The organism is Actinomyces oris (assembly GCF_001937665.1).
GTDB lineage: Bacteria > Actinomycetota > Actinomycetes > Actinomycetales > Actinomycetaceae > Actinomyces > Actinomyces stomatis.
Window position 1 is genome coordinate 1 of the sequence record NZ_MSKL01000004.1, and the last position, 22,637, is coordinate 22,637.

Sequence of the window (22,637 nt, forward strand, 5' to 3'; positions counted from 1 at the left end):
TCCTGGGCGGCGCCGCCGGGGTGCGGCGGGGGAGCGTCGTCATCCTGGGCGGAGGCACCGCCGGCCTGAGCGCCGCGCGGGTCGCCGCCGGCATGGGCGCTGACGTCACCGTCTTCGACGTCGACCCGCTGCGCATGCGCCGGATCGAGGAGCTCGACGGCGGGACCATTCGCACCCGCTTCTCCACCGAGCTCGACGTGGCCCAGGCCTGCGCCGGGGCGGACCTGGTCATCGGCGCCGTCCTCGTGCCCGGGGCCCGCACCCCGAACCTCGTCACGCGTGCCATGGTGGAGACCATGCGGCCCGGCAGCGTGCTGGTCGACATCGCCATCGACCAGGGAGGCTGCTTCGAGGGCTCCCGCCCCACCACCCACTCGGAGCCCACCTTCGAGGTGGACGGCAAGATCTTCTACTGCGTGGCCAACATGCCCGGAGCCGTCCCGCACACCTCCACCTACGCGTTGACCAACGCGACCCTGCCCTACGCCCTGGCCCTGGCCGACGAGGGCTGGCGAGGCGCCATCACGGCGCGCCCCGACCTCGCGCGCGGCCTGAGCACCCACGCCGGGACGCTCTACACCGCTGGGGTCGGCCAGGCCCTGAACATCCCCACGGCGGACGTCGCCGACCTGCTGAGCTGAGCGGTGAGAACCCGTCGCATCCGCTTCGCCGGCGGAACCGATCGCTGGGCGCACGACCTCTACCTGCGTGCCTTCCCCGAGGATGAGCGCCTGCCCTGGGCACTCATCCACCTGCTCAGCCTGCGGCGCGGCATCGACCTCGTCGCCTGGTGGGACGAACCAGCCGGCCCCGCCCACGAGGCCTCCCCGGACCCCGTCGCCCTGACCTGGAGCGTGCGCCGCCCCCGCTCCCGTCTGCTCTACCTCTTCTACCTCGCCGTCGACGACGCCGCCCGCGGTCGGGGCCTGGGCACCCGCCTCCTGGCCGAGCTCGAGCGCCGTCACCCCGGCTGCACCATCGTCCTGGACATCGAACCCGTCATCGCCGAGGCCGACAACGCCGAGCAGCGACGCCGGCGGCTCACCTTCTACGAGCGGGCCGGCTTCAACGACACCGGGTACGCCGTCGTCGACTCGATGGGGGAGTACTGGACCCTCGTGCGGGAGGCGCCGGGAACCACCTTCCACCCCGACGACTTCCGGGACGCCCTGCGCTACCTGGACTGCGGCATGAGCTCGGCCCGCGTCATCGCGCGCCAGCGGACATAGGTGAGACACAGGTTCATCCCATAGTCTCCAGTCATGACAAGGACTCACCACTATAACGGTCTCAAGACCGCCGTCCTCCTGGGCGGCATGTGGAGCCTGCTCCTCCTGATCGGCTACGTACTGGCCCGGGCCACGGGTTCCGCCGTCTGGCTGATCATCGCGCCGGTCTTCGGCCTGGTGCAGACCGCCTACGGCTTCTGGAACTCCGACAAGATCGCGGTGCGCGCCATGGGGGCCATTGAGGTCACCGAGGACCAGCAGCCCCAGATGTACGCCATTGTGCGTGAGCTCTCCGCCGCCGCCGGACAGCCCATGCCACGCCTCTACGTGGCCCCCACGATGAGCCCCAACGCCTTCGCCACCGGCCGCAGTCCCTCGCACGCCGCCGTGTGCTGCACCCAGGGCATTCTTCAGCTCCTCAATGAGCGCGAGCTGCGCGGCGTCCTGGGGCACGAGCTCTCCCACGTCTACAACCGAGACATCCTCACCTCCTCGGTGGCCGCGGGCATCGCCGGAGTCATCTCCTCGATGATCACCATGACCCTGTGGTTCGGCGGCGGCAACCGGCGCGACCGGGACGGTGGCAGCATCATCACCGTCCTGCTGCTCTCGCTCCTGGCGCCCCTGGCCGCCGCCATCACCCAGTTCGCCATCTCCAGGACCCGCGAGTACGACGCCGATCACGACGGCGCCGAGCTCACCCAGGACCCGCTCGCCCTGGCCAGCGCACTCAGCAAGCTCGAGTCGGGTATCTCGCGCGTGCCCATGGGGCAGGACCCGCGCCTCGAGCCGGTCTCCTCCATGATGATCGCCAACCCCTTCGGGAGTCTGCGCAACCTCTTCGCCACCCACCCGCCCATGGACAAGCGCATCGCCCGTCTCGAGCAGATGGCAGGGTACTGACGGTGCCTCTGTCCGTCGTCGGCGGGCTGCCGCGTCCTTCCGGCTGCCGTGTCGGGCTAGCCCCACCAAGGTCTTTCCAGGTGGCAGGATTGGGCGTGATTCCAGGCCTGAGGAAGATGGGGGGCATGAACCGATCAGTATGGGCCGCGCGCTACCGCCGACTCGGCCGGGATGCCGCCTTCCTCTTCCTCAGCGGGCCACTGAGCCTGTTCGCCTTCTGCCTCGTCCTGCCGCTGACCGCAGCCGGTGCGGGCACCGTCATCATCGGGATCGGCCTCTTCCTCCTGATCCTGGCGTTGAGCATCTCCGGGGGCTTCGCCAACCTGGCCCGTCTCCGTGTGGCGCGTCTGGACGGGCGTGACCCCAGACCTGGCGCTTACCTGTCTCCTGTTCCGGGGGCCTCCGCGCGCCGTCGGCTCCTCCGGCGTCTGCATGACCCTCAGCGCTGGATGGACCTGCTGTGGGTCATCGTCTACTTCCCGGTCTCCCTGGTCACCTGGATCCTCGCCGTCGGATGGCTGGCACTGGCCGTGGGTGGTTTATTCTCCCCCGTTATCGACGTCATTCTTGAGTTGATTCGTAACGCGTCCATCGGAGACCAGAGTCAGAGTCTCGCCGAGTTTCTGGGCCTGTATCCGCCCCTGCTCTGGGAGATCGTCATCCACCTGAGCGCCGGCGTCATCTTCTCCCTGACCGCCCCCTTCGTCCTACGGGGCCTGGCCGCCATGCAGTCGGGGCTCATCCGCGCCATGCTCTCCTGGCGCAGTGAGGTCGATCGCCTCGAGCAGATGGCCAGGTACTGATGGCGACCCTGACCGTCGTCGGCGGACTACCGGCAGTCGGCAAGACCACCGTCTGCCGGGAGATCCTGCGCCTGCGGGCCGAGGCGCGGCCGCAGAGCCGACCGCCGACCTGGCTGCGCATCGACTCCATCGAGCAGGCCCTGCGGGACAGCGGCGAGATGCTCCCCGGCATGCCCGCAGGCGCCGGATACTACGCGGCCGCCGCCGTCGCCCGAGACGTCCTGGCCTCGGGCGGAGACGTCCTGGTCGAGTGCGTCAACCCGCTGCCCCTCACCCGCAGCCTGTGGGAGGAGACAGCCTCAGACCTGGGCGCCCGGTATCTCGCCGTCGAGCTCACCTGCTCCGATACGGCCGAGCACCGCCGCCGCGCCCAGCAACGGGTCAGCGACATTAAGGGACTCGAGCTGCCGGACTGGCGGGCGGTGCAGCACCGCGACTACGCACCCTGGCCCGAGGCCGACCTCCGCCTCGACACCGCCCGGCTCACCGCCCTCGAGGCGGCCCGGGTCGTCATCCGCGCGGGCAGTGCCGGCAGCTAGTTCTGCGGCCCCAGGCACAGGGCGATGTCGGCCCCGATGCTGGAGTCGTAGCGACCCCCGTTGGACGGAATACGGCGCATGTGAAACTGGTAGACGGTTTCGGGTTCAGGGGTACCGGCCTTCTTGCAGAGCTCGGCGTAGTGGTCGTACGCCGTCTGGCCCGTGGATGACTCGCTGACATCCTTGAGAACGGCCAGCACGGGATAGGTTCCCGAGCTCGCGCAGTCGGTGATGACTGCCTCCTTCTCCAGGTGCGCCTTGTCATTGATGACGACGCAGTCACCGGTCCGGACGCGGTTGACCGCGCGCTGCGGATCCGCTTCCGGGTCTGGATCGGCCAGGCACAGATAGTCCTCTCCGGTGTCGTAGACGCTCGTGGTTCCGGGGACGGGAACGCACTTCCCCGGCTCATCGACCCGCCCCGTCACCTTGAACTCGGCTTCAGCGGAGGTGCAGCTGGTGATGGATGGGTCGTTGCTCGAGGTGACGACGTGCGCCAGACAATGACCAGTCTTCGCGTTCTCGATGGAGGAGGAGGTGACTATCCACCAGCCCAGGAGGCCCACAGCGGCGAACACGGCGGCTCCGATACCGATCGGAATGAGGACCCGTGCCCACCTCCACCGCGGACGATGCGGATGCTCGGGCAGCGGCATCTGCGGGAAGAACTGCGCCGGCTGCGGCGAAGTCCGCGGTGAAGGAATGCTCATGGGGCGCTTTCGGAGAAGGACGATGAACGATGTGCATGAGGACGCTCCCCGGATACTAACCGGACGGCAGTGTCCGTGTTGCCGTTGGCAGCGGCCTCGCCAGTGATGATGAGATAGGGGAGTGGACAGCCCGCCCCTGACCGTCGACGACATCACCCAGCGCATCAGGGCCGCCATCGACGCCGGTGAGCTGCACGGCGTGACGGCCGGACCGGTCGAGCGACTAGGGGCCGGCGAGAGCTACACGGCCTGGCGAATCGGCTCCGGCGAGCAGGCCCGGGTCCTGCGCCTTCCGCGGCACCTGCCTCATGACATGCCCCGCTCCATGGAGACCGAGTTCGAGGTTCTCAGACGCGTCCCGCCCGAACTGGGAACCAGTGCCGTCGGCCTGGAGACCAGTGCCGACAATCCGCTCGGCACCCCCTACATGGTGACCACCCACGTCCCCGGCCGGGCGCTGCGCGCCACCGACTGGAACCGGCGACTCGCCACTGCCCTCGCCCACCAGCTCGCCCGCCTGCACGAGGCCCTCGCCTCAGGTCCCCCGCCCTCGGCCGCCTTCGTGCCAAGCGCCGGCGAGCAGGGGGAGGAGCTGCTGACCTGGTGGGGGGAGCACCACCCGGAGACACTCGCCGACCCCCGCGTCCGTGCACTCCTGCCCGCCTGGAGCCGCGAGCTCACCCGCCTCGCCCCGGCCTTCGAGGCGGTCCCCACCCACCCGCTCATCCACGGCGACGCCGTCGCCACCAATGTCGTCCTCGGCCCCGACGGCCTGCCACGACTCATCGACTTCGAGTGGTCCGGCCCCGGAGATGCCGCCAAGGACCTGGCCCTCATCGGAGGCCGGGTGACCGGCGGGCCCTGGTACCTGCCCATGACGCCCGACGACGTCGCCGCCTTCGTCGCCGAGTACGTGCGGCTCGCGCAGGACGCCGGTGCCACTGATCCGCAACGGCTGCTGGAGCGCCGCGACGCCTATGAGCTCCTCGACCGTATGGGCAACCTCCTGTACTGCCTCAGCCGCCCCGGTGAGGCCCGCTATGGGAGGTGGGCCGGTGAGCTCGCCCACAGCCTGACCGCACGACTCGGTGGCTGAGCCGCCCGCTGCCTCAAGGCCGTGTCGGGCTAGCCCCACCAAGGTCCCGCCAGGTGGCAGGATTGGGCGTGATTCCAGGCCTGAGGAGGATATGAGGCATGAACCGATCGATATGGGCGGCGCGCTACCGGCAGCTCGGCAGGGACGCCGCCTTCCTCCTCCTCAGCGGGCCACTGAGCCTGCTCGCCTTCTACCTCGTCGTGCCGCTGACCGCCCTCGGCGTGGTCACCACCATCGTTTGGGTCGGGCTGCTGCTGCTCGTCATCGACCTGAGCATCGCTGGGGGCTTCGCCAACATCGCCCGCCTCGCCGTGGCGCGCGTGGACGGACGCGAGCCGGTGCCCGGCGGCTACCTCAAGTCCGAGCCGGGAGTCTCCGCACGCCGTCGGCTCTTCCAGCGCCTGCGCGACCCCCAGCGCTGGATGGACCTGCTGTGGGCCGTCATCTACTTCCCGGTCTCCCTCATCACCTGGATCATCAGCGTCGTGTGGCTGGCCCTGGCCGTGGGCGGCCTGCTGGCCCCCATCGCCGATATCACTCTTGACCTGGTCCTCGACCCGACCATCGGACAGCAGCGTCAGGGGCTGGCTCATCTTCTGGGCCTGCAGCCGGAGCTGCTCTGGGACATCGGATTCAACCTCACCTGCGGCATCGTCTTCTCCCTGACCGCCCCCGCCGTCCTACGGGGCCTGGCCGCCATGCAGACGGGTCTCATCCGCGCCATGCTCTCCTGGCGCAGCGAGGTCAGCCGCCTCCAGACCTCCCGGGCCGCCGTCCAGCGCGCCGAGGCCGACACCCGCCGCCGCCTCGAGCGCGACATCCACGACGGCCCCCAGCAGCGCCTCGTGCGTCTGCGCATGGACCTGGCCCGGGCCCAGCGCCAGGCCGAGAAGGATCCGGCGGCGGCCTCGGCGATCATCCAGGGCGCCATGGATCAGACTCAACAGACCCTCGACGAACTGCGTCAGCTCTCCCGCGGCATCGCCCCACCCGTCCTCATCGACCGCGGCCTGGCGGCAGCCATCACCGAGGCCGCCACCCGCTCCTCCGTCCCCGTCACCGTGAGCACCGAGCTGCCGGACCTGCCCGACCACGTCTCCCAGGCCGCCTACTTCGTGGTCAGCGAGGCATTGGCCAACCTCAACAAGCACTCCGGGGCCACGGCCGCCGGCGTCGATGCCCGCGTCGTCGACGGCGTCCTGCGCGTGAGGATCAGCGACAACGGCATCGGAGGGGCCTCGACCGCCAAGGGACACGGCCTGGCCGGCCTGGTTGAGCGCCTCAGCGGTGTCGACGGTAGGCTCACAGTCACGTCCCCGACCGGCGGGCCGACCACACTGGAGGCGATGATCCCGTGCGCGTTCTGATCGCTGATGACTCCGTCCTCCTGCGGGAGGGACTGGCACTCATCCTGGCCGACGGCGGCCACGAGGTCGTCGGGGGAGTGGGGGACGGCGAGGCCCTCGTGAAGGAGGCCCTGCGGCTGCGACCCGACGTCGTCGTCGCCGATATCCGCATGCCCCCCTCCCACACCGACGAGGGCCTGCGCGCCACCACCCGCATCCGCGCCCAGTGGCCGGGTGCACCCATCCTGCTGCTGAGCCAGTACGTCGTCGCCGGCTACCTGCCCGACCTCCTGGCCGACGGCGGCGGCGCCCTGGGCTACCTCCTCAAGGACCGGGTGGGCGACATCGACGCCTTCCTCGGCGCGGTCGAGCGGGTGGCGCGCGGTGAGCTCGTCCTGGATCCCGACGTCGTCTCCCAGGTCCTCCAGCGAGGCCGGCGCGACGACCCGCTCACCGAGCTCACGCCCCGTGAGCGGGAGGTCCTGGCCCTCATGGCCGAGGGTCACACCAACGCCGGCATCGCCGAGATCATGGTGGTCACCGAGGGGGCCGTGGAGAAGCACACCCAGCGGATCTTCGCCAAGCTCGGCCTGCTGCCCGACGCCGCCGTCCACCGCCGCGTCAAGGCCGTCCTGACGCTGCTGTCGGCCTAGCCGCAGGGGCGGGTGCCTCAGCGGTAGTTGACGAACTGGAGGGCGGCGTCGACGTCGAGGTTCTTCAGCAGGGCGATGACCGCCTGGAGGTCGTCGCGGGACTTGGAGGTCACGCGCACCTCGTCGCCCTGGATCGTGGCCTTGACGCTCTTGGGGCCCTCATCGCGGATCGCCTTGGTGATCCTCTTGGCCACCTCCTGGGTGAGTCCCTCGCGCAGCGGGCAGGCCAGACGATAGATCTTGCCCGAGGGGCGCGGCTCCTTGTCTCCCAGATCCAGGGCCTTGAGGGAGACGCCGCGGCGGAAGAGCTTGGACTCCAGGACGTCCAGGATCGCCATGACCCGCTCGGCCGTATTGGCCTCCAGGGTGATGGTGTCGCCCGACAGGCTCACGGAGGCGTCGACACCGCGGAAGTCATAGCGCTGGGAGATCTCCTTGGCGCACTGGTTGACGGCGTTGTCCACCTCCTGGCGGTCGAGGCGGGAGACGACGTCGAAGGAGGAGTCATTGGCCATGGCGGCAGTCCTTTCCGGGGCGGGACTTCAGTCGACCCGAGTCTAGGCGGGTTGTTCTGTGAGGAGGGTCCTACGGGGGCGATTGGCGCTGCGCGCCGCTGCCTTGCTATTCTTCCACGGCGCCAAGCGATGACCGGGAGGTCGGAGCATGGAGCCAAGGCGGGTTGCCCGAGCGGCCAATGGGAGCTGACTGTAAATCAGCCGCGTAATGCTACGGGGGTTCGAATCCCTCACCCGCCACGGCGATCACTCGTTGATCCCACCTCGCCAACCCGGCGAGGCCCGCAGTGAGCGAAGCCACGGCGGAACGAATTGCCAGAGCGATTCGGATCTGCCTAGGATTCGGCTCGTTGCCCCGATAGCTCAGTCGGCAGAGCGTCTCCATGGTAAGGAGAAGGTCAAGGGTTCGATTCCCTTTCGGGGCTCTCACAGCGGGGGCCACTGGCCCCCATTGTGTTCCTATGGCGAGGTAGCTCAGCTGGTTAGAGCGCACGACTCATAATCGTGAGGTCGAGGGTTCGAGTCCCTCCCCCGCTACGCAAGCTTTCGAGTACAGCGTTCCGTCGCATGCTCGAGGATCGACACGAGGAGACAAACGTGGCCAGCAAGTCCGCCGACGTTCGCCCCAAGATCACTCTGGCCTGCTCGGAGTGCAAGGAGCGCAACTACATCACCAAGAAGAACCGTCGGAACACCCCCGACCGTCTCAGCATCGCCAAGTTCTGCGCTCGCTGCGGCAAGCACACTGAGCACCGCGAGACCCGCTGAGAATCGCCTAGCGATCGCGGTCGCAGCCGCCTTGTGACCGCGGAGCGAGCCCCGTCGACACGATGTCGGCGGGGCTTCGTCGTCTCCTCGGGGCCGGCGCCTAGCATCGGAGGGGTGAACGGTCTCAGCCTCTGTGACGACGCCCTCGAGCGGCTCGCAGCAGTTCTGACCGGGGTACTCGCAACCGGCTCCTCCGAGTCCTCGTCCTGCGAGACGCACCACCGGGCCCTGCGTGGAGCGGCAGCGATTCTTCCCGCTGTGCAGGCCATGCACCAGGTCCAGGGGTGGGTGCGGGACCATCGGGGTGACGCCGCCTGGGAGGGCCTGGTGCACCGCCGTTGCCGGATGAGCGCGAGCCCGGCGGGAGCCGAGGCGGCCACGGGGCGTGCCGTGCCCGATGGAGTATCGATCCGGCAGGTCGAGCGCGCGGGGTGGGAGCTCATCCAGGCGACGGTCGAGGTGTCGGTGACGGGCCGGCGCTGGTGCGTGACCCACGAGCTCGCCCGCCGTACCCGGTCGCCTCAGCCGGACGCCGTCGAGAACGGGAAACTCACGGCCTCCGGGGATGGATTTGATACGCTATCCGATTCCAGCTTCTACCGGCTCTCCTACGCTGATATCGCCTCCTGGGCGGAGGTCAGCGGAGATCGGAACCCCATCCATCTCCTGCCCGGCAGAGCATCCGAGGCTGGGCTGTCGGCCGGTTCCGGTGAGGTCGTCGCTCATGGCCTGCTGCTCGGGGCGATCAGTCTCGCACTCGTCGAGTCTTCGCCTCGACGGCAGATAAGCCTGGTATTCATTGGTTCTGCTGATGTTCCTGAGTCCGAGTACGGCGCGGAGGGGCTGTGGGTGACGCTCGCTGTTGATCCCACCAGTGGAGACATCGCTCAGGGGCGGCGGCCCATCCTGCGGCGTCGATGACGCCGCCACCCCATGACCGCTGCCGGAGGACGACGCAGGCGCCCATTCCCCCTATCGCAGCATGAGGGAATAATGATTGCCTGCTGGAGGGAATTTTGACGGCGATTCATTGTTGTCTTGAAGGATGTGAGATGAGAAGGTGGAAACGAATTATCAGCCACTTCCCAATCATCGGTCAACGGGGATGATAGCGTAACAAAGGTGGGTATTTTGATTGTCAATCTGACGTATGTCAGGTGACATGAAGTCAGTGTCCGAATTGTTTTCCCGTACGAGTTCCAGTTTCCTAAATCCGCTGAGCAGCAAGGAAAAGTGGGGGTGTGACATGTGTTTTCAAGGATGTCCGATGTTGTGGGGCACTGCGCTGGGGTGCTGGGGCTCCGACCGAGTGTGATAAAAAAGAAGCAGAGCCGCGCTTGTGTGAAAGCCAAAGGCAGACAACAAGTTCGCGCTTGAGGGTTCACGGCCTATCCGGGTCGGTGCTGAGAGGAGTCGATAAAGGTGATTACCGCAGAGCGGACGATGGTGGAGACGACGGCCTACGCCGAGGACGTTGAGATGACGTGGACTCAGAGCGATCAGGAGGCCGTTGAGGCCACCTACAACCAGGAGTCGGCCGGTTCGCCCGAGCGCGGCCGGGGGCTGGTGGGCGGCTGCGGCCAGGAATCCACCTCGAGCTGCGGACAGAACGACTCCTCGGAGCAGGAGGGCTTCCGTCGACTCGATGAGATCGAGATGGATGCCTGGCGGTCCTTCCTGGCGGCCTCCACCTCGGTCACAGCCCGCCTCAACCGCGAGCTCGAGGCCGGATGCGGCATCTCCATGCACGAGTACGAGATCCTGGTGCGCCTGTCCGAGGCGCCCGACCACACCCTGCGCATGTCCACTCTTGCCGAGCACGTCTCGCACTCCCGCTCGCGGCTGACTCATACGGTCCGGCGCTTGGAGAGCGTGGGGTACGTCGAGCGCAGCTCCTGCGACTCCGACCGCCGCGGTGTCAACTGCACCTTGACTCAGGAGGGCTTCGACTTCCTGCGCGAGGCGGCTCCGGTGCACCTCGACGGCGTGCGCCGTCACGTCGTCGACCGCCTCAGCCGTGAGCAGCAGGTCGCCTTGGCCGAGCTCATGCGAGTCATCGCTCAGGCCCCGGACTCCTCCGGGTTCTCGGCGGCCTCGGCCTCCTGACGCTCCTGCGCACCCACCTGCGCGATCAGTGGGCGTCGTCAGTCGGTTTCGCCACCGGCGGCGGCGCCCACAGGTCTGTCCAGAGCACCTCCAGGTCTGCCAGAAGTCGGCGCAGCAGCGGCAGGGAGATACCCACGACGCCGTGGGGGTCGCCATCGATCCCCTCGATGAAGGCTCCGCCCAGTCCATCGATGGTGAAGGCGCCGGCGCACCACAGCGGCTCACCGGTGGCGATGTAGGCCTCGACCTCGGCCGGCGACGGGGAGCCGAAATGGATGGTGGCCGAACTGACCCCCTCGGCGATGGCGCCGTCCGCAGTGCGCACCAGGAAGTGTCCCGTGTGCAGGGTGCCGGTGCCTCCGCTCATCATCTGCCAGCGCTCACGGGCTTGAGCCGCATCGGCCGGCTTGCCGACGACCTGACCGGAGATCTCCAGCATGGAGTCGCAGCCCACGACCACCTCGGCCTCCTGCGGGTCGGTGGATGCCATGACGTCGAGCGCCTTGGCCCGAGCCAGGGCCTGCACCTGCTCGGCCGCGCTCGGGGCTGTCAGCCCTGCGTCGCGGCGCCGCTGGATCAGCTCGCCGAGCATGGCCTCCTCATCAACGCTGGAGACTCGCACCAGCGGGTCGACGCCGGCGGCTCGCAGGGTGGCCAGGCGGCCGGATGACTTCGAGGCCAGGAGAATCACGCCGTCAGCCTATACGTGCCGGTAGGCTCGGACCATGAGCCCAGGCGGTAGCCCCTTCTCACGACTCGACACCGTTCCCGTCACCGGATCCACCCAGGACGACCTGCGCGCGGCCCTCACGGGGTCTGAACGTGGAGCCTGGCCGCACCTGTCGGCACTCCGGGCGCTGAGGCAGACCGCAGGCAGGGGGCGATCCGGACGCGCCTGGGTCACCCCCGACGACGGCGGCGCCCTCCTGGTCTCCGTGGTCCTGCGGCCCCTCGTTCCCGTTGACTGCCTGACGTGGCTGCCGCTGCTGGGTGGCCTGGCCGTCCGCGATGCTCTGGCCCCCCTTGTCGAGGATCTGCCCTGGCGGGTGGGGACCAAGTGGCCCAATGACGTCGTCGCCGTGCCTGATGACCCAGCAGTCGTGCCCGCGGTACCCGGCTGGGCCGGCACGCGCAAGGTCGCCGGCGTTCTCAGTGAGCTCGTCACTCCGGAAGGCCCCGACGGGTGCGCGCCTCGGGGGCTCGCACCCGATGCGGTCCCCGCCGACCGTGACGAGGCTCCGATGGTTATCCTCGGCATCGGCGTCAACATCGGGCAGGCGGCTGAGGACCTGCCGGTCCCCTGGGCCGGCTCCCTGTGCACGCTCGGTGCCGTCGGCGCGGGCGGTGGAGGTGCGTGCGCGGACACTGCGGAGGTCGTTCTCGCGGCGATCGGCCATCAGTTGGTTCAGCTCATCGGTCAGTGGGAGGAGGCCGGTGGGGACGTCGACGCCGGGGACGGCGCACTCGGGCGCAGGCTGCGTGCGGCGCTGACCACCCTGGGGAAGCGGGTCAGTGTCCAGGCTCCTGACGGTGAGCTCAGCGGACTCGCCGTCGACGTCACCCCCGCCCTCGTGCTGCGCAATCAGGGCGGTGACACCGAGGTCCGCGCCGGCGATGTGACCCTCGTGCGTGTGAGGGGCTGAGTGCCAGGAGCCGTGAGAACCGCGAACTCGTTGCCGCTCCATGTGGTCGGTCGCTCAATGGGCATAGGCGTGTGATCTGCGCTACTGTGGCAGGGTGACATTAGACAGCCAAGCGAGCGAGGGGCGCGCACCGGACTCCCACGGGGTCGGGGGCGAGGCTGCTGCTGAGGTGGACCCTGAGGGGCGGACCACCTTGGTGGGGCATGAGTGCCTGCTGCTGGGGGCGTCCCCCAGCCTCACCCTGACCGAGGTGGCTCAGCGGGCCGGAACCAGCATGGAGATGGCGCAGAAGTTCTGGCGCGCCATGGGCTTCGCCGACGTCGACCCCGATGCGATTCACTTCACCGAGCAGGATGTCGCCGCGCTTCAAGACACCGTGGCGCTCATCGACGAGACCAGCGACTCCTCCCTGGCCTCGGCCAGCGTGCTCGAGCTCCTCAGAGCCCAGTCCTACACCATGGACCGGCTGGTCCTGTGGGAGCTGGAGACCTTCGTCACCGACCTCAGTGAGCGTCTCGGGCTGGACGACACCTCCGCACGGCTGGTCGCCCTCGACCGTATCGATGGCCTCGTGGAGCTCTTGTCGCGCCAGCTGACCTACGTGTGGCGCCGTCACATGGCCTCCATCCTGGGACGCACCGACGCCGAGGTGTCGACCCGGGGCAGAGAGGACACCGGTCCCGACCTCTACCCGCTCATCCGCTCCCTGGGATTCGTCGACATCGTCTCCTTCACCCAGCGCGCTCAGGGCATGAGTAAAGCCGCCCTGACTCACATGCTCGAGGGCTTCGAGAACACGGCCCGGGACGTCATCACATCCCGGGGGGCGCGGGTGGTCAAGACGATCGGGGACGCCGTCATGTACATCTCCGATGACCTTCTGATCGCCGCCGACGTCGTCACCGCCCTGGTCGATGAGCTCCAGAAGGGGCCGGACGCGATCCGGGTTCGAGCCAGCCTCGTCGAAGGGCGGGTCATCTCCCGCTCCGGGGACGTCTTCGGCCCCACCGTCAACCTGGCCTCACGGCTTGTGGACGCGGCCGAACCCGGCAGCATCCGTCTGGATGAGTCAACTGCCATGGCCATTCTCCGCTCGTCTCAGGCGGATCGGTACCGGGTGGGGCAGTGCCATGAGGTGGTGGCCAAGGGGCTGGGGCAGATTGTGCCCTGGTCGCTGGAGAGAACCTCGCCGACCCGTCTCTGAGCCGTAGGACCGGGATCGCGGTTCCGTTACCATCTCGTGATTCTTTGTTCGCTCAGCTCTTGAAGGAGCAACGTGGAATCGAGGTTTTCCGCGGTATCCTCACGGAAAAGTGTTCTGGGCGTGGGAGAGCGGGGGAGTCGCCGTCCCGGCAGTGGTCACGTCTTGGTATCTTCTCCACCTCTGGGACGATGGCGGTGGGGGTGTGTCGTCACCTAACATCGCGGATGTGACAACTGTTCTGCTCGTCGAAGACGACCCTGCCATCTCCGAGCCCCTCGCCCGCGCCTTTGGACGCGAGGGCTATGAGGTCCTGACTCATGGCACCGGTAAAGGCGCCCTCGAGGAGGTCTCGGCCGCTGACATCATCGTCCTGGACCTGGGGCTGCCGGACATCGACGGCCTGGACGTGGCCCGTCAGGTGCGGGCCCAGGGCCTGACCATCCCGATCCTCATGCTCACCGCGCGCAGTGAGGACTCCGACCTCGTCGTCGGTCTGGACGCCGGGGCCGATGACTACGTCACCAAGCCATTCCGCCTGGCCGAGCTGCTGGCTCGCGTGCGGGCGCAGGTCCGCCGTGCCTCGGGGGAGGCCACGGAGGATGAGCTGAGTGTCGGAGAGATCCGGGTCGACGTCGCCGCTCACCGGGCCTTCGTCGGCTCGCGTGAGCTGCAGCTGACGACCCGGGAGTTCGAGCTGCTCCGGGTCCTGGTGCGCGCCGGCGGTGAGGTCGCCTCCGGTGAGGACATCCTCAAGGAGGTCTGGGGCGAGGATCCCACCGGGAGTCCCCAGACCCTTCAGATGCACGTGACCTGGCTGCGTCGCAAGCTCGGTGACGATGAGGAGCGGCCAGCGCTTCTGCTGGCCCAGGGGGAGGGTTACCTTCTGACCGCCGGCTGAGCCGCTGACCGGGAGGGCCTCCCGGAACGGGGTGCTGGAGGCTGCAGCCGCCTCGACACACCGATCGAGGCTGAAGGGGGACTTGCCATGCGTCGTTACGCCATGACGATGACGATGTCGGCGGTGTCCGTGGCGGTCCTCCTGCTGGGGCTGCCACTGGGGGGCGCCTGGATCGTCAGCGCGTTGCGCTCCGCCGGAGGCGGTGACCGGGTCACCATCATCGGTACGGTCGTCCTCACGGTTCTGGTGCTCACCGGCACCGCACTGACGGCGGCCTCCGTCGTGGCCTCCCGGGTGTCCAGACGCATCTCGGCCCCACTCATCTACCTGGCCGCCGAGGCCGAGCAGCTCGGCAGTGGTCAGGTCCGTCCGCGGCTGCGCTCCTCGGGGATCGAGGAGATCGACCTGGTCCAGGCCGAGCTCGTGCGTTCGGCGGAGCGCGTGGCCGGACGCATCGCCGCCGAGCGGCAGTTCGCCTCCGACGCCTCCCACCAGCTGCGCACGCCGCTGACCAGCCTGTCGCTGCGCCTGGAGGAGATCGAGCTGCTCGCCGGTGAGGAGGAGGTGCGCGCAGAGGCCCACGCCTGCCTGGAACAGGTCGAGAGGCTCACCGGCGTCGTCGAGGACCTGCTCAAGGTCTCACGCCGCACCGGAGGCGGCACCACGGAGGCCCTGCACCTCAAGGACATCTTCGCCCAGCAGCGTGAGGAGTGGGAGCCGGCCTTCGAGCAGGCCGGGCGCACCATCACCTTCTCCGACGAGATCAGCCACCCGGTCCTGGCCACTCCCGGATCCCTGGCTCAGGTCCTGGCCACTGTCATCGAGAACTCCTTGCGCTACGGAGCCGGGACGACCTCGGTGAGCGTGCGCAGCGCCAACGGCGGTCACGCGGTCTTCGTCGATATCGCCGACGAGGGCGACGGCGTGGCCGAGGACATCGCGCCACACGTCTTCGAGCGGCACGTCTCCGGCTACGGCTCCACCGGTGTCGGGCTGGCGCTGGCCAAGGACCTTGTCGAGGCCGACGGCGGCCGTATCGAGCTGTCCCAGCGCAGTCCGGCCGTCTTCTCCATCCTCCTCAACGCCGTCCCCAAGTCCCTGGACCCCAATAACGTCCTGCCGCAGGGCGCGCTGGTCTCCGTCGGTCGACGTCGTCGCTTCTGACTCGCTGCTGACCGCTCGCGACATGGCGAGGACGCAGCGTGGGCTTCGAGGACTGAACCCGGGTTCAGTCCTCGAAGCCCACGGTGTGCGTCCACTCAGAGGCGTCAGGACTTCTGGCGGCGGGACTTGATGAGCTTCGAGACGCCGGAGATGAGCATCGGAGCCACCGAGATGAAGACGATCATGAGGATCATGGCGTCGATGTTGTCCTGGATCCACTTGATCGTTCCCAGGAAGTAACCCAGCCAGGTGATGCCGAAGGCCCAGAACGTGGCGCCCAGGATGTTGAAGGTGATGAAGTGGCGGTAGTTCATCTTGCCGACACCGGCGATGACGGGCGTGAAGGTGCGTACGATCGGCACGAACTGAGCCAGGGTGACGGCCTTGCCGCCGTGGCGCTCGAAGAAGTCCGAGGTGCGGTCCACGTGCTCCTGCTTGAACAGGCGTGAGTCGGGCTTGTTGAAGATCGCGGGTCCCGCCTTGCGGCCGATGAGGTAGCCGGTCTGGTTGCCGGCAATGGCCGCGAGCCACACGAGGGGGGCCGCCACCCAGATGGGGACGGGAACTCCTTCGGCCGGGTTGGTCTCGCCGATGGCCACGAACATCCCCAGGGTGAACAGCAGTGAGTCACCGGGCAGGAAGAAGCCGATGAGCAGGCCGGTCTCGGCGAAGATGACGAGCATGACGCCGAGGATGGCCCAGGGGCCGATCCAGCCGACGAAGGCTTTGATGATGAAGGTGGCATCGAGCCACTCGGGGCCGAGCATCGGTGCGTGGGCGGAGGGGAGGGCGGCGGGCAGATTCAGCGCCGGGGCCAAGGCGGTCAGGGCAGTCACCGTGCAAGGCTAAACGGTGCCCCGGCGGCCATGCCGTGAGAGCGATCCCCTCCGGGCTGTGGAATCGGGCACCCCGATATCGCAGCCTGCTGCGCTGGTTCTGTCGGGCGTCAGGGGCGAACCGAGACGGGGACGGTGCGGGGCTCAGTCCCGCTGCCGGCCTGCCCCTGGGGACTGGAGCTGTCGGTGTCGTCGTCGCCGGGGGAGCGGTCCTTGTGTCCAGTGAAGACGATGTAGTGGTAGAAGACGAACCGGAATGCCGTCCCCAGGCCGAAGCCGACGACGTAGGCCGCGATGTTGTCCGCCAGCGGCGAGGTCAGCCCCAGGACGTGGTGGGTGAAGAGCAGACAGAACTGCGTGATGGCGATGCCGCCCAGGTTGGCCAGGATGAACAAGGTGGCCTCACGCGCGACGTTCTTCTGGGTGCGGCCCCGGTAGGTCCAGTAGCGGTTCGCGATCCACGAGAAGACGGTCGCGATCGAGGACGCCATCAGCTGGGCGGAGTTCGGGTGACCGGAGAGGAATCCGGTGGGGCCGTGCTGGAACAGGTTGAACAGGCCGACGTCGATCACGTAGGCCGCAGCGCCCACCATGCCGAACTGCATGAACTCCTTGACCAGGGCGATGAGCCTCTGCGTCAAGGAATTGCCGGAGGAAAGCGTCATGGCGGGCATCCTATGTCGATGACAGTCAGGTCATGCAAGCCGAGGCCGTTCACGGAACCCAGTGAATACTGACACTGCCCAAGTCCCACACCCAGGAGACCCAGAACAGCTGGCCGGTGACGCAGGCCGCCAGCAGCGCCAGTCGCCTGCGGGTGGTGCCGGCCGCCGCGGCCAGCGCCCAGCCCGCTGGGGCCAGAGGCAGCAGGAGACGCAGCACCGACGTCGTCGGGTCGAAGAAGGCCAGGAGGTAGAGCAGGTAGCCCAGGCACCAGAACCAGGCCGCAGGTCCCAGGGCCCGCAGCCCCGGGGCGCTCAGCAGCAGGCCCACCGTGGCCAGCACGACGGTCAGCAGGGCCAGGGCCAGATGCGGGCCCACCCAGTCGCCCAAGCGGGTCGCCCACTGCACGACGGGCGCCAGGTCCGCGCCGCGCCAGGAGGTCTCAGTGGCGGTGTAAGCATCCTGCCGGCCCGTGACCAGCCAGGCGATGACCGGCCAGCTCAGGGCTGCCGAGCAGGTGAGCAGTGCCAGCGCCAGCAGCCGTCGACGCGCGCCCGGTACTTGAGGGGTGTGGTCGGGCAGAAGACGTGGGAACCAGGAGGATGGGACCCAGCCCCGGGCGCAGGCCACCTCCCAGACCCACCACAACCCCAGCGCCGCCCCCAGCGGGACACCGACGGGGCGGGCGAAGCAGGCGGCCAGCGCGAGGGGAATCGCAGTCAGTGCCCGCCCGCGGCTCGCCAGCCACAGTGTCAGCCCCACCAGTACCAGCCCCAGGGACTCGGCGTAGGGGACCTGGAGAATTGCGGCGCACGGCGAGGACCAGACCAGCGCCACCGCCCACAGGGAGGCCCGCCTCCCCGTCATCGGTGAGAGCCAGCGGTCCATGACGACCGCCGCTAACGCCGAGGCCAGGATCGACACGATGGTGGCGCGCACGTAGAAGGACCAGCCGGTCCAGCCCAGCAGGGAGGCCAGGGCGCTCAGCAGCGGCATGAAGGCCCAGGTGTTCTGGGTGATCCGCCCGTTGGCGCCCACGGGCAGCCGATCCGGGTAGCCCTCCTCAAGGATCCGGTTGTACCAGCCGGCGTCCCAGAAGCGCATGTGCTCCTCCCAGGACGGTGCGGCCCCGGCCCACGGGGTGGCGGGTGTGTCCTGGGCGCCCAGCCGCAGGATGACGAAGGTCAGGGCGCTCGCCGCGGCCCAGACCGCCAGGACCTGCAGCCGGTGGTGAGGACTCGAGGGCGCGCCGCGAGTCGAAGGCGAGTGCGGGGTCTGCTGGGCGGTGGAGGACTCTGAGACGGGTGGGGTCACGGCTCCCACCCTACGGTCTGGACCCGAGCGCGGTGAGAATGCGCGGTGGGCGGGTAGCCTTGAGGCGTGAGCGTACCCATCGTTGCCGTGATTGGAGGCGGGCAGCTGGCCCGCATGATGCAGGAAGAGGCCAGTGCCCTGGGTATTCACCTGAGGGCATTGGTGGAGGCCGCGGACGGGTCCACCGGACAGGTGACCCCGGACGCTCCCGTCGGGGCCGCCGACGACGAGGCGGCCGTGCGTGCCGTCGTCGCCGGGGACGGTACTCAGGGACTCGGAGGGGAACCGGCTGCGGTCCTCACTTTCGAGCACGAGCACCAGGACTCAAGCCTTCTGGAGCGTCTCCAGGACGAGGGCGTCAGCGTCCAACCCACGCCGCAGGCCCTCGAACTGGCTCGCGACAAGCTGGCCATGCGTCGGGCCATGAGCGAGGCCGGGCTTCCGCAGCCAGCCTGGGCGGAGGTCGGCGGACCGCAGCAGGACAGCGCTGAGCAGATGGCCGACGCCGTTGAGGCCTTCGCCGGCGAGCACGGCTGGCCCGTGGTGCTCAAGACGCCGCGCGGAGGTTATGACGGTCACGGGGTCCTGCTGGTGCGCAGCGCCGAGTCCCTGCGCGAGGGTGAGGCGGCCGAGTGGATCGCCTCGGTGGCCCGTGCTCGAGCCGGTCAGGGTGACGGACGTGGTACCGGTGGGGGAGGCAGCCTCGGCGGGGCGGCGGTGACCAGTCTCCTGGTGGAGCAGGCGATCCCCTTCACCCGTGAGCTCGCCGTCCTGCTGGCCCGCACCCCCAGTGGGCAGGTGGCGGTGTGGCCGGTGGCTCAGACGGTCCAGGAGGACGGTATGTGCGCCGAGGTGCTGGCGCCGGCACCCGGTCTCGACTCGGTCGCCGTCGAGGAGGCCGAGCTCATCGGCCGCACGGTCGCCGAACGTGCCGGGGTGACCGGAGTGCTCGCCGTCGAGCTCTTCGCCGTGGAGACCTTCGGGGAGCCCACGCGCCTGTACGTCAACGAGCTGGCGATGCGTCCCCACAACTCCGGTCACTGGACCCAGGACGGGGCCGTCACCAGCCAGTTCGCCCAGCATCTGCGGGCGGTTCTCGACCTGCCACTGGGTGCCACTGACGCCACGGCGCCCACTACCGTCATGGTCAACCTCATCGGTGGTCAGCACGAGCCGGGGGGTGACGCCCTGTCCCGGGCCATGGGCGCTCAACCCGAGGCTCGCATTCATCTCTATGGCAAGCAGTGGCGACCGGGCCGCAAGCTCGGGCACGTCACCATGACGGTCGGCCAGGGGCAGGAGGTCGCCGACGTCGTCGAGCAGGCGCGCGGGGCCGTCGCCATCCTGCGCGGGGATGCCTGAGCCGGACTTGGCGGAGTGCTTCGCAGTACACAGAAGACAGGGAGGACATTCATGAATGAGGTCAGCGGAACGACGACGGGCACGGCAGGCTCGGGGCGGCCGGTGGTCGGCATCGTCATGGGGTCGGACTCGGACTGGCCGGTCTTGGGAGCCGCCGCCGAGGTTCTCGACGAGTTCGGGGTGGCCTATGAGGCCGACGTCGTCTCGGCCCACCGCATGCCCACCGAGATGATCGACTACGGGCGCGCTGCCGCCGAGAGGGGACTGCGCGTCATCATCGCCGGTGCCGGGGGAGCGGCTCACCTGCCCGGGATGCTGGCGGCCGTCACCGAGCTGCCGGTGATCGGGGTGCCGGTACCGCTGAAGTACCTCGACGGTATGGACTCCCTGCTGTCCATCGTGCAGATGCCGGCCGGGGTCCCAGTGGCCACGGTCTCCATCGGCGGGGCCCGTAACGCCGGGCTGCTGGCGGTGCGCATCCTCGCGTCCGGTCAGGGACAGGAGGCCGCCCGCCTGGGTGACGCCATGCGAGCCTTCCAGAAGGACCTCGGCGAGGTTGCCCACGCCAAGGGTGCTGCCCTGCGCGAGCGGCTGCAGGATTGATGATCAACCGACGACGCGAAGCGTGCGAAGGTCGTTGATCGCGTCAGGAGCAGGCCTCGAAGGCCTCCTGCCAGAACTCGTCGGCGTCCCAGTTGGCTTTCATTCCCAAGGCATTCAGTGGGATGTCGTGGTACTTCTCTAAAAGAGTATGCAGTCTCAGAGCCCATGTTGAGTGCGGGCTGATGGTGAACAAGATCGACTGAAGAGAGACGAGAACAGGGTAGAGCCTCTTTCTTTCCAAGGCTCTCGGGTTGCCGGTATCAAAGGTGCTGCGATCGTTGAGCCAGCGGACGGTCGGGCTTCTGGGGATGGCTGGATAAACGCCAAGGAATCTGTTCCAGAGGCGTCCGTGATGGGCGCAGATGTTGCGCACCCTCACGTAGGTCTTGAGCCAAGACTGCAGCACCTGGTCAGGGAGGTCGAGCTCCCGAGCAATTATTTTACGATATTTGAGGGGCAGGCTGGCGTAAAGATGTTGAAGCTCACCGGCGGTGAGTAGTTCGATAACCAGCCAGGACGGCGGTGTCGCTGGAGACGAGTAGGTGGCAAGGTAGTGCGAGAGTGCATCTGGGTAGTGGAGGCGATCCGCCTGTTCGCCGCGATCCGAGGGGGTATGTTGCCGCTCGCGTCTTATGAGGTCCTCGATGCGCTCAATCGTTGCGGAGTATCCTCTGCGGTTTTGGTAGTTGGAGGCATTTTGGTACCAGAAGGCTCCGCCTTCGCCGTGTGTTGACATCGTGTTGGACACTGCGGCACGCACTGCGACCTCGACGCGTTCAAGTACGTCCATTGTCAGGAGGCGCAGCTGTCGATCGAACACATAGATATAGAGGATGTCGTCGAAGGTGGTGTCCGGTCTGAAGGAGTGGGTGGTTCGGTCGGCTTGGAAGGGGATTGTGTAGGGGGAGAGTCGATAGTATCCGATATGTCGGAGGTACCTGGCGGTGCGATTCCGGTCCGTGATGATGAGTCCGCGTTCAATGTAGCGCTCAATGAGGTCGTTCTCATTGAGCGCTGGTTTATCGTAATGTTGACCTGGAGGATTCATCCTCCAATTGTAGGGTGTTGGTATGTAAAAACCCCCCGATTTGGGCGTGCTCTGATGAGCGAGAGGCCTGGGGGGTGTTGTGGTGTCAGTGTACACGGGTTTACAGCTGCGAGGGGGTGTTGGGTGGGGAATGCACTGCCGCATGGATCTCACGTTCGTTTCTGTTCGTTTCTGAGCGAGTGTGGGTAGACTGTGGGCATGAGCATTCTCGTTGCTGGAGGCGCCGGCTACATCGGCGCGCACGTGGTCCGACTTCTCCTCGAGCGCGGGGAGGAGGTCGTCGTCGTCGATGACCTGTCCTACGGGACGCCGGAGCGAGTCAAGGGAGCCTCCCTCGTCGAGCTCGACGTCGCCAGCGGCCAGGCCCCCGAGACCCTTGCTGAGGTCATGACCTCGCGCGGCGTCACCGCCGTCATCCACTTCGCCGCCCGCAAGCAGGTGGGCGAGTCCGTGGAGCGCCCCGCCTGGTACTACCAGCAGAACGTGGGTGGTCTGGCGAACATGCTGCTGGCCATGGAGACGGCCGGCGTCAAGCAGATGATCTTCTCCTCCTCCGCCGCCGTCTACGGCATGCCCCCGGTGGAGGTCGTTCCCGAGGACATCGACTGCCGCCCCATCAACCCCTACGGCGAGACCAAGCTCATCGGGGAGTGGATGATGGCCGACGCAGGGAAGGCCTGGGGGCTGCGCTGGGCCGGCCTGCGCTACTTCAACGTCGCCGGCGCCGGCTGGGACGACCTGGGCGACATGGCCACCCTCAACCTCATCCCCATGGTGCTCGACCGCCTCTCCAAGGGCGAGACCCCCAAGATCTTCGGCACCGACTACCCCACCCCCGACGGCACCTGCGTACGCGACTACATCCACGTCAAGGACCTGGCGGTCGCCCACATCGCCGCCCTGGACTACCTGGCCGGCGGCCAGGAGATGGCCGAGCACGTCTTCAACGTCGGCACCGGCCAGGGCGCATCGGTGCGGGAGGTCGTCTCCAAGGTCATCGCCTCCACGGGCCTGGACCTGGAACCCGAGGAGCTCGCCCGCCGCGCCGGCGACCCGCCCCAGCTCATCGGCAACGCCACCCGCATCGGCGAGGTCCTGGGATGGAAGGCCGAGCACGACCTGGACGACATCGTCGCCTCGTCCTACACCTCATGGCAGGCCGACCCCAACCGGCCCCACTTCAGCTGAGCGCTCCTCGGACCCGAACAGATCTCAGCAGGCGGGCTGACACCTC

25 protein-coding genes and 3 tRNA genes are annotated in these 22,637 nt (G+C 68.1%); 21 read left to right on the top strand and 7 right to left on the bottom strand.

What is annotated here, in order from left to right:
• The 5 genes from BKH28_RS00795 to BKH28_RS00815 all read left to right on the top strand — a co-directional run.
• Window positions 1-641: alanine dehydrogenase (locus BKH28_RS00795; RefSeq protein ID WP_430515693.1), on the top strand; the 641-nt coding region annotated here is incomplete at its 5' end.
• Window positions 642-644: 3 nt separating this feature from the next.
• Window positions 645-1,229, top strand: coding sequence for a GNAT family N-acetyltransferase (locus BKH28_RS00800; protein WP_075417050.1), 585 nt, complete (start codon window positions 645-647; stop codon window positions 1,227-1,229).
• A gap of 33 nt (window positions 1,230-1,262) precedes the next feature.
• Window positions 1,263-2,132 carry a zinc metalloprotease HtpX gene (gene htpX / locus BKH28_RS00805; protein ID WP_075417051.1) on the top strand — a complete coding sequence of 290 codons (870 nt, stop codon included), beginning with the start codon at window positions 1,263-1,265 and terminating at the stop codon, window positions 2,130-2,132.
• Between the two features lie 125 nt (window positions 2,133-2,257).
• Entirely contained in the window at window positions 2,258-2,935 is a 678-nt protein-coding gene (locus BKH28_RS00810; RefSeq protein WP_081379982.1) for a sensor domain-containing protein, read from the top strand.
• Entirely contained in the window at window positions 2,935-3,474 is a 540-nt protein-coding gene (locus tag BKH28_RS00815) for an AAA family ATPase (protein WP_075417052.1), read from the top strand. Before BKH28_RS00810 ends, BKH28_RS00815 begins: the two co-directional genes overlap by 1 nt.
• Here BKH28_RS00815 and BKH28_RS00820 read toward each other — a convergent pair.
• Window positions 3,471-4,184 carry an LppU/SCO3897 family protein gene (locus tag BKH28_RS00820; RefSeq protein ID WP_143224032.1) on the bottom strand — a complete coding sequence of 238 codons (714 nt, stop codon included), beginning with the start codon at window positions 4,182-4,184 and terminating at the stop codon, window positions 3,471-3,473. The two genes, BKH28_RS00815 and BKH28_RS00820, sit on opposite strands and share 4 nt — an antisense overlap.
• Before the next feature lie 121 nt (window positions 4,185-4,305).
• Here BKH28_RS00820 and BKH28_RS00825 point away from each other — a divergent pair, with 121 nt between their 5' ends.
• The 3 genes from BKH28_RS00825 (at window position 4,306) to BKH28_RS00835 (ending at window position 7,279) form a co-directional block, all read left to right on the top strand.
• Complete coding sequence (locus BKH28_RS00825; protein ID WP_075417054.1) at window positions 4,306-5,280, top strand: phosphotransferase family protein; 975 nt, start codon at window positions 4,306-4,308, stop codon at window positions 5,278-5,280.
• A gap of 98 nt (window positions 5,281-5,378) precedes the next feature.
• Entirely contained in the window at window positions 5,379-6,647 is a 1,269-nt protein-coding gene (locus BKH28_RS00830) for a sensor histidine kinase (protein WP_075417055.1), read from the top strand.
• On the top strand, window positions 6,635-7,279 hold the full coding sequence (locus BKH28_RS00835; protein WP_075417056.1) for a response regulator: 645 nt from the start codon (window positions 6,635-6,637) through the stop codon (window positions 7,277-7,279). Before BKH28_RS00830 ends, BKH28_RS00835 begins: the two co-directional genes overlap by 13 nt.
• A 17-nt stretch (window positions 7,280-7,296) precedes the next feature.
• On the opposite strand, the gene BKH28_RS00840 is transcribed toward BKH28_RS00835, so the two are convergent.
• Complete coding sequence (locus tag BKH28_RS00840) at window positions 7,297-7,794, bottom strand: YajQ family cyclic di-GMP-binding protein (RefSeq protein ID WP_075417057.1); 498 nt, start codon at window positions 7,792-7,794, stop codon at window positions 7,297-7,299.
• A 158-nt stretch (window positions 7,795-7,952) separates the two neighbouring features.
• On the opposite strand from BKH28_RS00840, the gene BKH28_RS00845 reads away from it, so the two are divergent.
• The 6 genes from BKH28_RS00845 (at window position 7,953) to BKH28_RS00870 (ending at window position 10,668) form a co-directional block, all read left to right on the top strand.
• Window positions 7,953-8,034, top strand: a tRNA-Tyr gene (locus BKH28_RS00845).
• A 112-nt stretch (window positions 8,035-8,146) separates the two neighbouring features.
• Window positions 8,147-8,219, top strand: a tRNA-Thr gene (locus BKH28_RS00850).
• 38 nt (window positions 8,220-8,257) lie between these two features.
• Window positions 8,258-8,331, top strand: a tRNA-Met gene (locus BKH28_RS00855).
• A gap of 60 nt (window positions 8,332-8,391) precedes the next feature.
• Window positions 8,392-8,562, top strand: a complete 171-nt coding sequence (gene rpmG / locus BKH28_RS00860) for a 50S ribosomal protein L33 (protein WP_003779904.1) — start codon at window positions 8,392-8,394, stop codon at window positions 8,560-8,562.
• A 114-nt stretch (window positions 8,563-8,676) separates the two neighbouring features.
• Window positions 8,677-9,483, top strand: a complete 807-nt coding sequence (locus BKH28_RS00865) for a MaoC/PaaZ C-terminal domain-containing protein (RefSeq protein ID WP_075417058.1) — start codon at window positions 8,677-8,679, stop codon at window positions 9,481-9,483.
• A 501-nt stretch (window positions 9,484-9,984) separates the two neighbouring features.
• Window positions 9,985-10,668 carry a MarR family winged helix-turn-helix transcriptional regulator gene (locus BKH28_RS00870; protein ID WP_075417059.1) on the top strand — a complete coding sequence of 228 codons (684 nt, stop codon included), beginning with the start codon at window positions 9,985-9,987 and terminating at the stop codon, window positions 10,666-10,668.
• A gap of 25 nt (window positions 10,669-10,693) precedes the next feature.
• Here the strand turns inward: BKH28_RS00870 and BKH28_RS00875 are convergent, their stop codons facing one another.
• Window positions 10,694-11,359, bottom strand: a complete 666-nt coding sequence (locus tag BKH28_RS00875) for a Maf family protein (RefSeq protein ID WP_075417060.1) — start codon at window positions 11,357-11,359, stop codon at window positions 10,694-10,696.
• Window positions 11,360-11,393: 34 nt separating this feature from the next.
• Between BKH28_RS00875 and BKH28_RS00880 the strand changes: the two genes are divergently transcribed.
• From BKH28_RS00880 to BKH28_RS00895, 4 genes are all read left to right on the top strand, one after another.
• On the top strand, window positions 11,394-12,311 hold the full coding sequence (locus tag BKH28_RS00880) for a biotin--[acetyl-CoA-carboxylase] ligase (protein WP_075417061.1): 918 nt from the start codon (window positions 11,394-11,396) through the stop codon (window positions 12,309-12,311).
• A 94-nt stretch (window positions 12,312-12,405) separates the two neighbouring features.
• Complete coding sequence (locus tag BKH28_RS00885; RefSeq protein ID WP_075417062.1) at window positions 12,406-13,515, top strand: adenylate/guanylate cyclase domain-containing protein; 1,110 nt, start codon at window positions 12,406-12,408, stop codon at window positions 13,513-13,515.
• Window positions 13,516-13,741: 226 nt separating this feature from the next.
• Window positions 13,742-14,413, top strand: coding sequence for a response regulator transcription factor (locus tag BKH28_RS00890; RefSeq protein ID WP_075417063.1), 672 nt, complete (start codon window positions 13,742-13,744; stop codon window positions 14,411-14,413).
• Window positions 14,414-14,500: 87 nt separating this feature from the next.
• Window positions 14,501-15,577: a sensor histidine kinase gene (locus tag BKH28_RS00895; RefSeq protein ID WP_075417064.1), complete on the top strand. Its 1,077-nt coding sequence runs from the start codon at window positions 14,501-14,503 to the stop codon at window positions 15,575-15,577.
• A 104-nt stretch (window positions 15,578-15,681) separates the two neighbouring features.
• Here the strand turns inward: BKH28_RS00895 and BKH28_RS00900 are convergent, their stop codons facing one another.
• From BKH28_RS00900 to BKH28_RS00910, 3 genes are all read right to left on the bottom strand, one after another.
• Window positions 15,682-16,413, bottom strand: a complete 732-nt coding sequence (locus BKH28_RS00900; RefSeq protein WP_075417065.1) for a VTT domain-containing protein — start codon at window positions 16,411-16,413, stop codon at window positions 15,682-15,684.
• A 110-nt stretch (window positions 16,414-16,523) separates the two neighbouring features.
• Complete coding sequence (locus BKH28_RS00905) at window positions 16,524-17,087, bottom strand: GtrA family protein (RefSeq protein WP_075417066.1); 564 nt, start codon at window positions 17,085-17,087, stop codon at window positions 16,524-16,526.
• A gap of 40 nt (window positions 17,088-17,127) precedes the next feature.
• Entirely contained in the window at window positions 17,128-18,390 is a 1,263-nt protein-coding gene (locus BKH28_RS00910; RefSeq protein WP_075417067.1) for a hypothetical protein, read from the bottom strand.
• Between the two features lie 66 nt (window positions 18,391-18,456).
• On the opposite strand from BKH28_RS00910, the gene BKH28_RS00915 reads away from it, so the two are divergent.
• Window positions 18,457-19,752 carry a 5-(carboxyamino)imidazole ribonucleotide synthase gene (locus BKH28_RS00915; RefSeq protein WP_075417068.1) on the top strand — a complete coding sequence of 432 codons (1,296 nt, stop codon included), beginning with the start codon at window positions 18,457-18,459 and terminating at the stop codon, window positions 19,750-19,752.
• Window positions 19,753-19,803: 51 nt separating this feature from the next.
• Window positions 19,804-20,355, top strand: coding sequence for a 5-(carboxyamino)imidazole ribonucleotide mutase (gene purE, locus BKH28_RS00920; RefSeq protein WP_075417069.1), 552 nt, complete (start codon window positions 19,804-19,806; stop codon window positions 20,353-20,355).
• 43 nt (window positions 20,356-20,398) lie between these two features.
• Here purE and BKH28_RS00925 read toward each other — a convergent pair whose 3' ends face one another.
• Window positions 20,399-21,403, bottom strand: a complete 1,005-nt coding sequence (locus BKH28_RS00925; RefSeq protein WP_075417070.1) for an Abi family protein — start codon at window positions 21,401-21,403, stop codon at window positions 20,399-20,401.
• A gap of 198 nt (window positions 21,404-21,601) precedes the next feature.
• On the opposite strand from BKH28_RS00925, the gene galE reads away from it, so the two are divergent.
• A complete protein-coding gene (gene galE, locus BKH28_RS00930) occupies window positions 21,602-22,591 on the top strand; it encodes a UDP-glucose 4-epimerase GalE (RefSeq protein ID WP_075417071.1) in 990 nt (329 codons plus the stop codon).
• Window positions 22,592-22,637 lie beyond the last annotated feature (46 nt).

Excerpts from the sequence above, each read along its gene's own strand:
- BKH28_RS00905 (WP_075417066.1), bottom strand. The coding sequence starts at position 17,087 with ATGCCCGCCATGACGCTTTCCTCCGGCAATTCCTTGACGCAGAGGCTC.
- BKH28_RS00880 (WP_075417061.1), top strand. The coding sequence starts at position 11,394 with ATGAGCCCAGGCGGTAGCCCCTTCTCACGACTCGACACCGTTCCCGTC.
- BKH28_RS00830 (WP_075417055.1), top strand. The coding sequence starts at position 5,379 with ATGAACCGATCGATATGGGCGGCGCGCTACCGGCAGCTCGGCAGGGAC.
- BKH28_RS00810 (WP_081379982.1), top strand. The coding sequence starts at position 2,258 with ATGAACCGATCAGTATGGGCCGCGCGCTACCGCCGACTCGGCCGGGAT.
- purE (WP_075417069.1), top strand. The coding sequence starts at position 19,804 with ATGAATGAGGTCAGCGGAACGACGACGGGCACGGCAGGCTCGGGGCGG.
- BKH28_RS00815 (WP_075417052.1), top strand. The coding sequence starts at position 2,935 with ATGGCGACCCTGACCGTCGTCGGCGGACTACCGGCAGTCGGCAAGACC.
- BKH28_RS00840 (WP_075417057.1), bottom strand. The coding sequence starts at position 7,794 with ATGGCCAATGACTCCTCCTTCGACGTCGTCTCCCGCCTCGACCGCCAG.
- BKH28_RS00820 (WP_143224032.1), bottom strand. The coding sequence starts at position 4,184 with ATGAGCATTCCTTCACCGCGGACTTCGCCGCAGCCGGCGCAGTTCTTC.
- BKH28_RS00925 (WP_075417070.1), bottom strand. The coding sequence starts at position 21,403 with ATGAATCCTCCAGGTCAACATTACGATAAACCAGCGCTCAATGAGAAC.
- htpX (WP_075417051.1), top strand. The coding sequence starts at position 1,263 with ATGACAAGGACTCACCACTATAACGGTCTCAAGACCGCCGTCCTCCTG.
- galE (WP_075417071.1), top strand. The coding sequence starts at position 21,602 with ATGAGCATTCTCGTTGCTGGAGGCGCCGGCTACATCGGCGCGCACGTG.
- BKH28_RS00895 (WP_075417064.1), top strand. The coding sequence starts at position 14,501 with ATGCGTCGTTACGCCATGACGATGACGATGTCGGCGGTGTCCGTGGCG.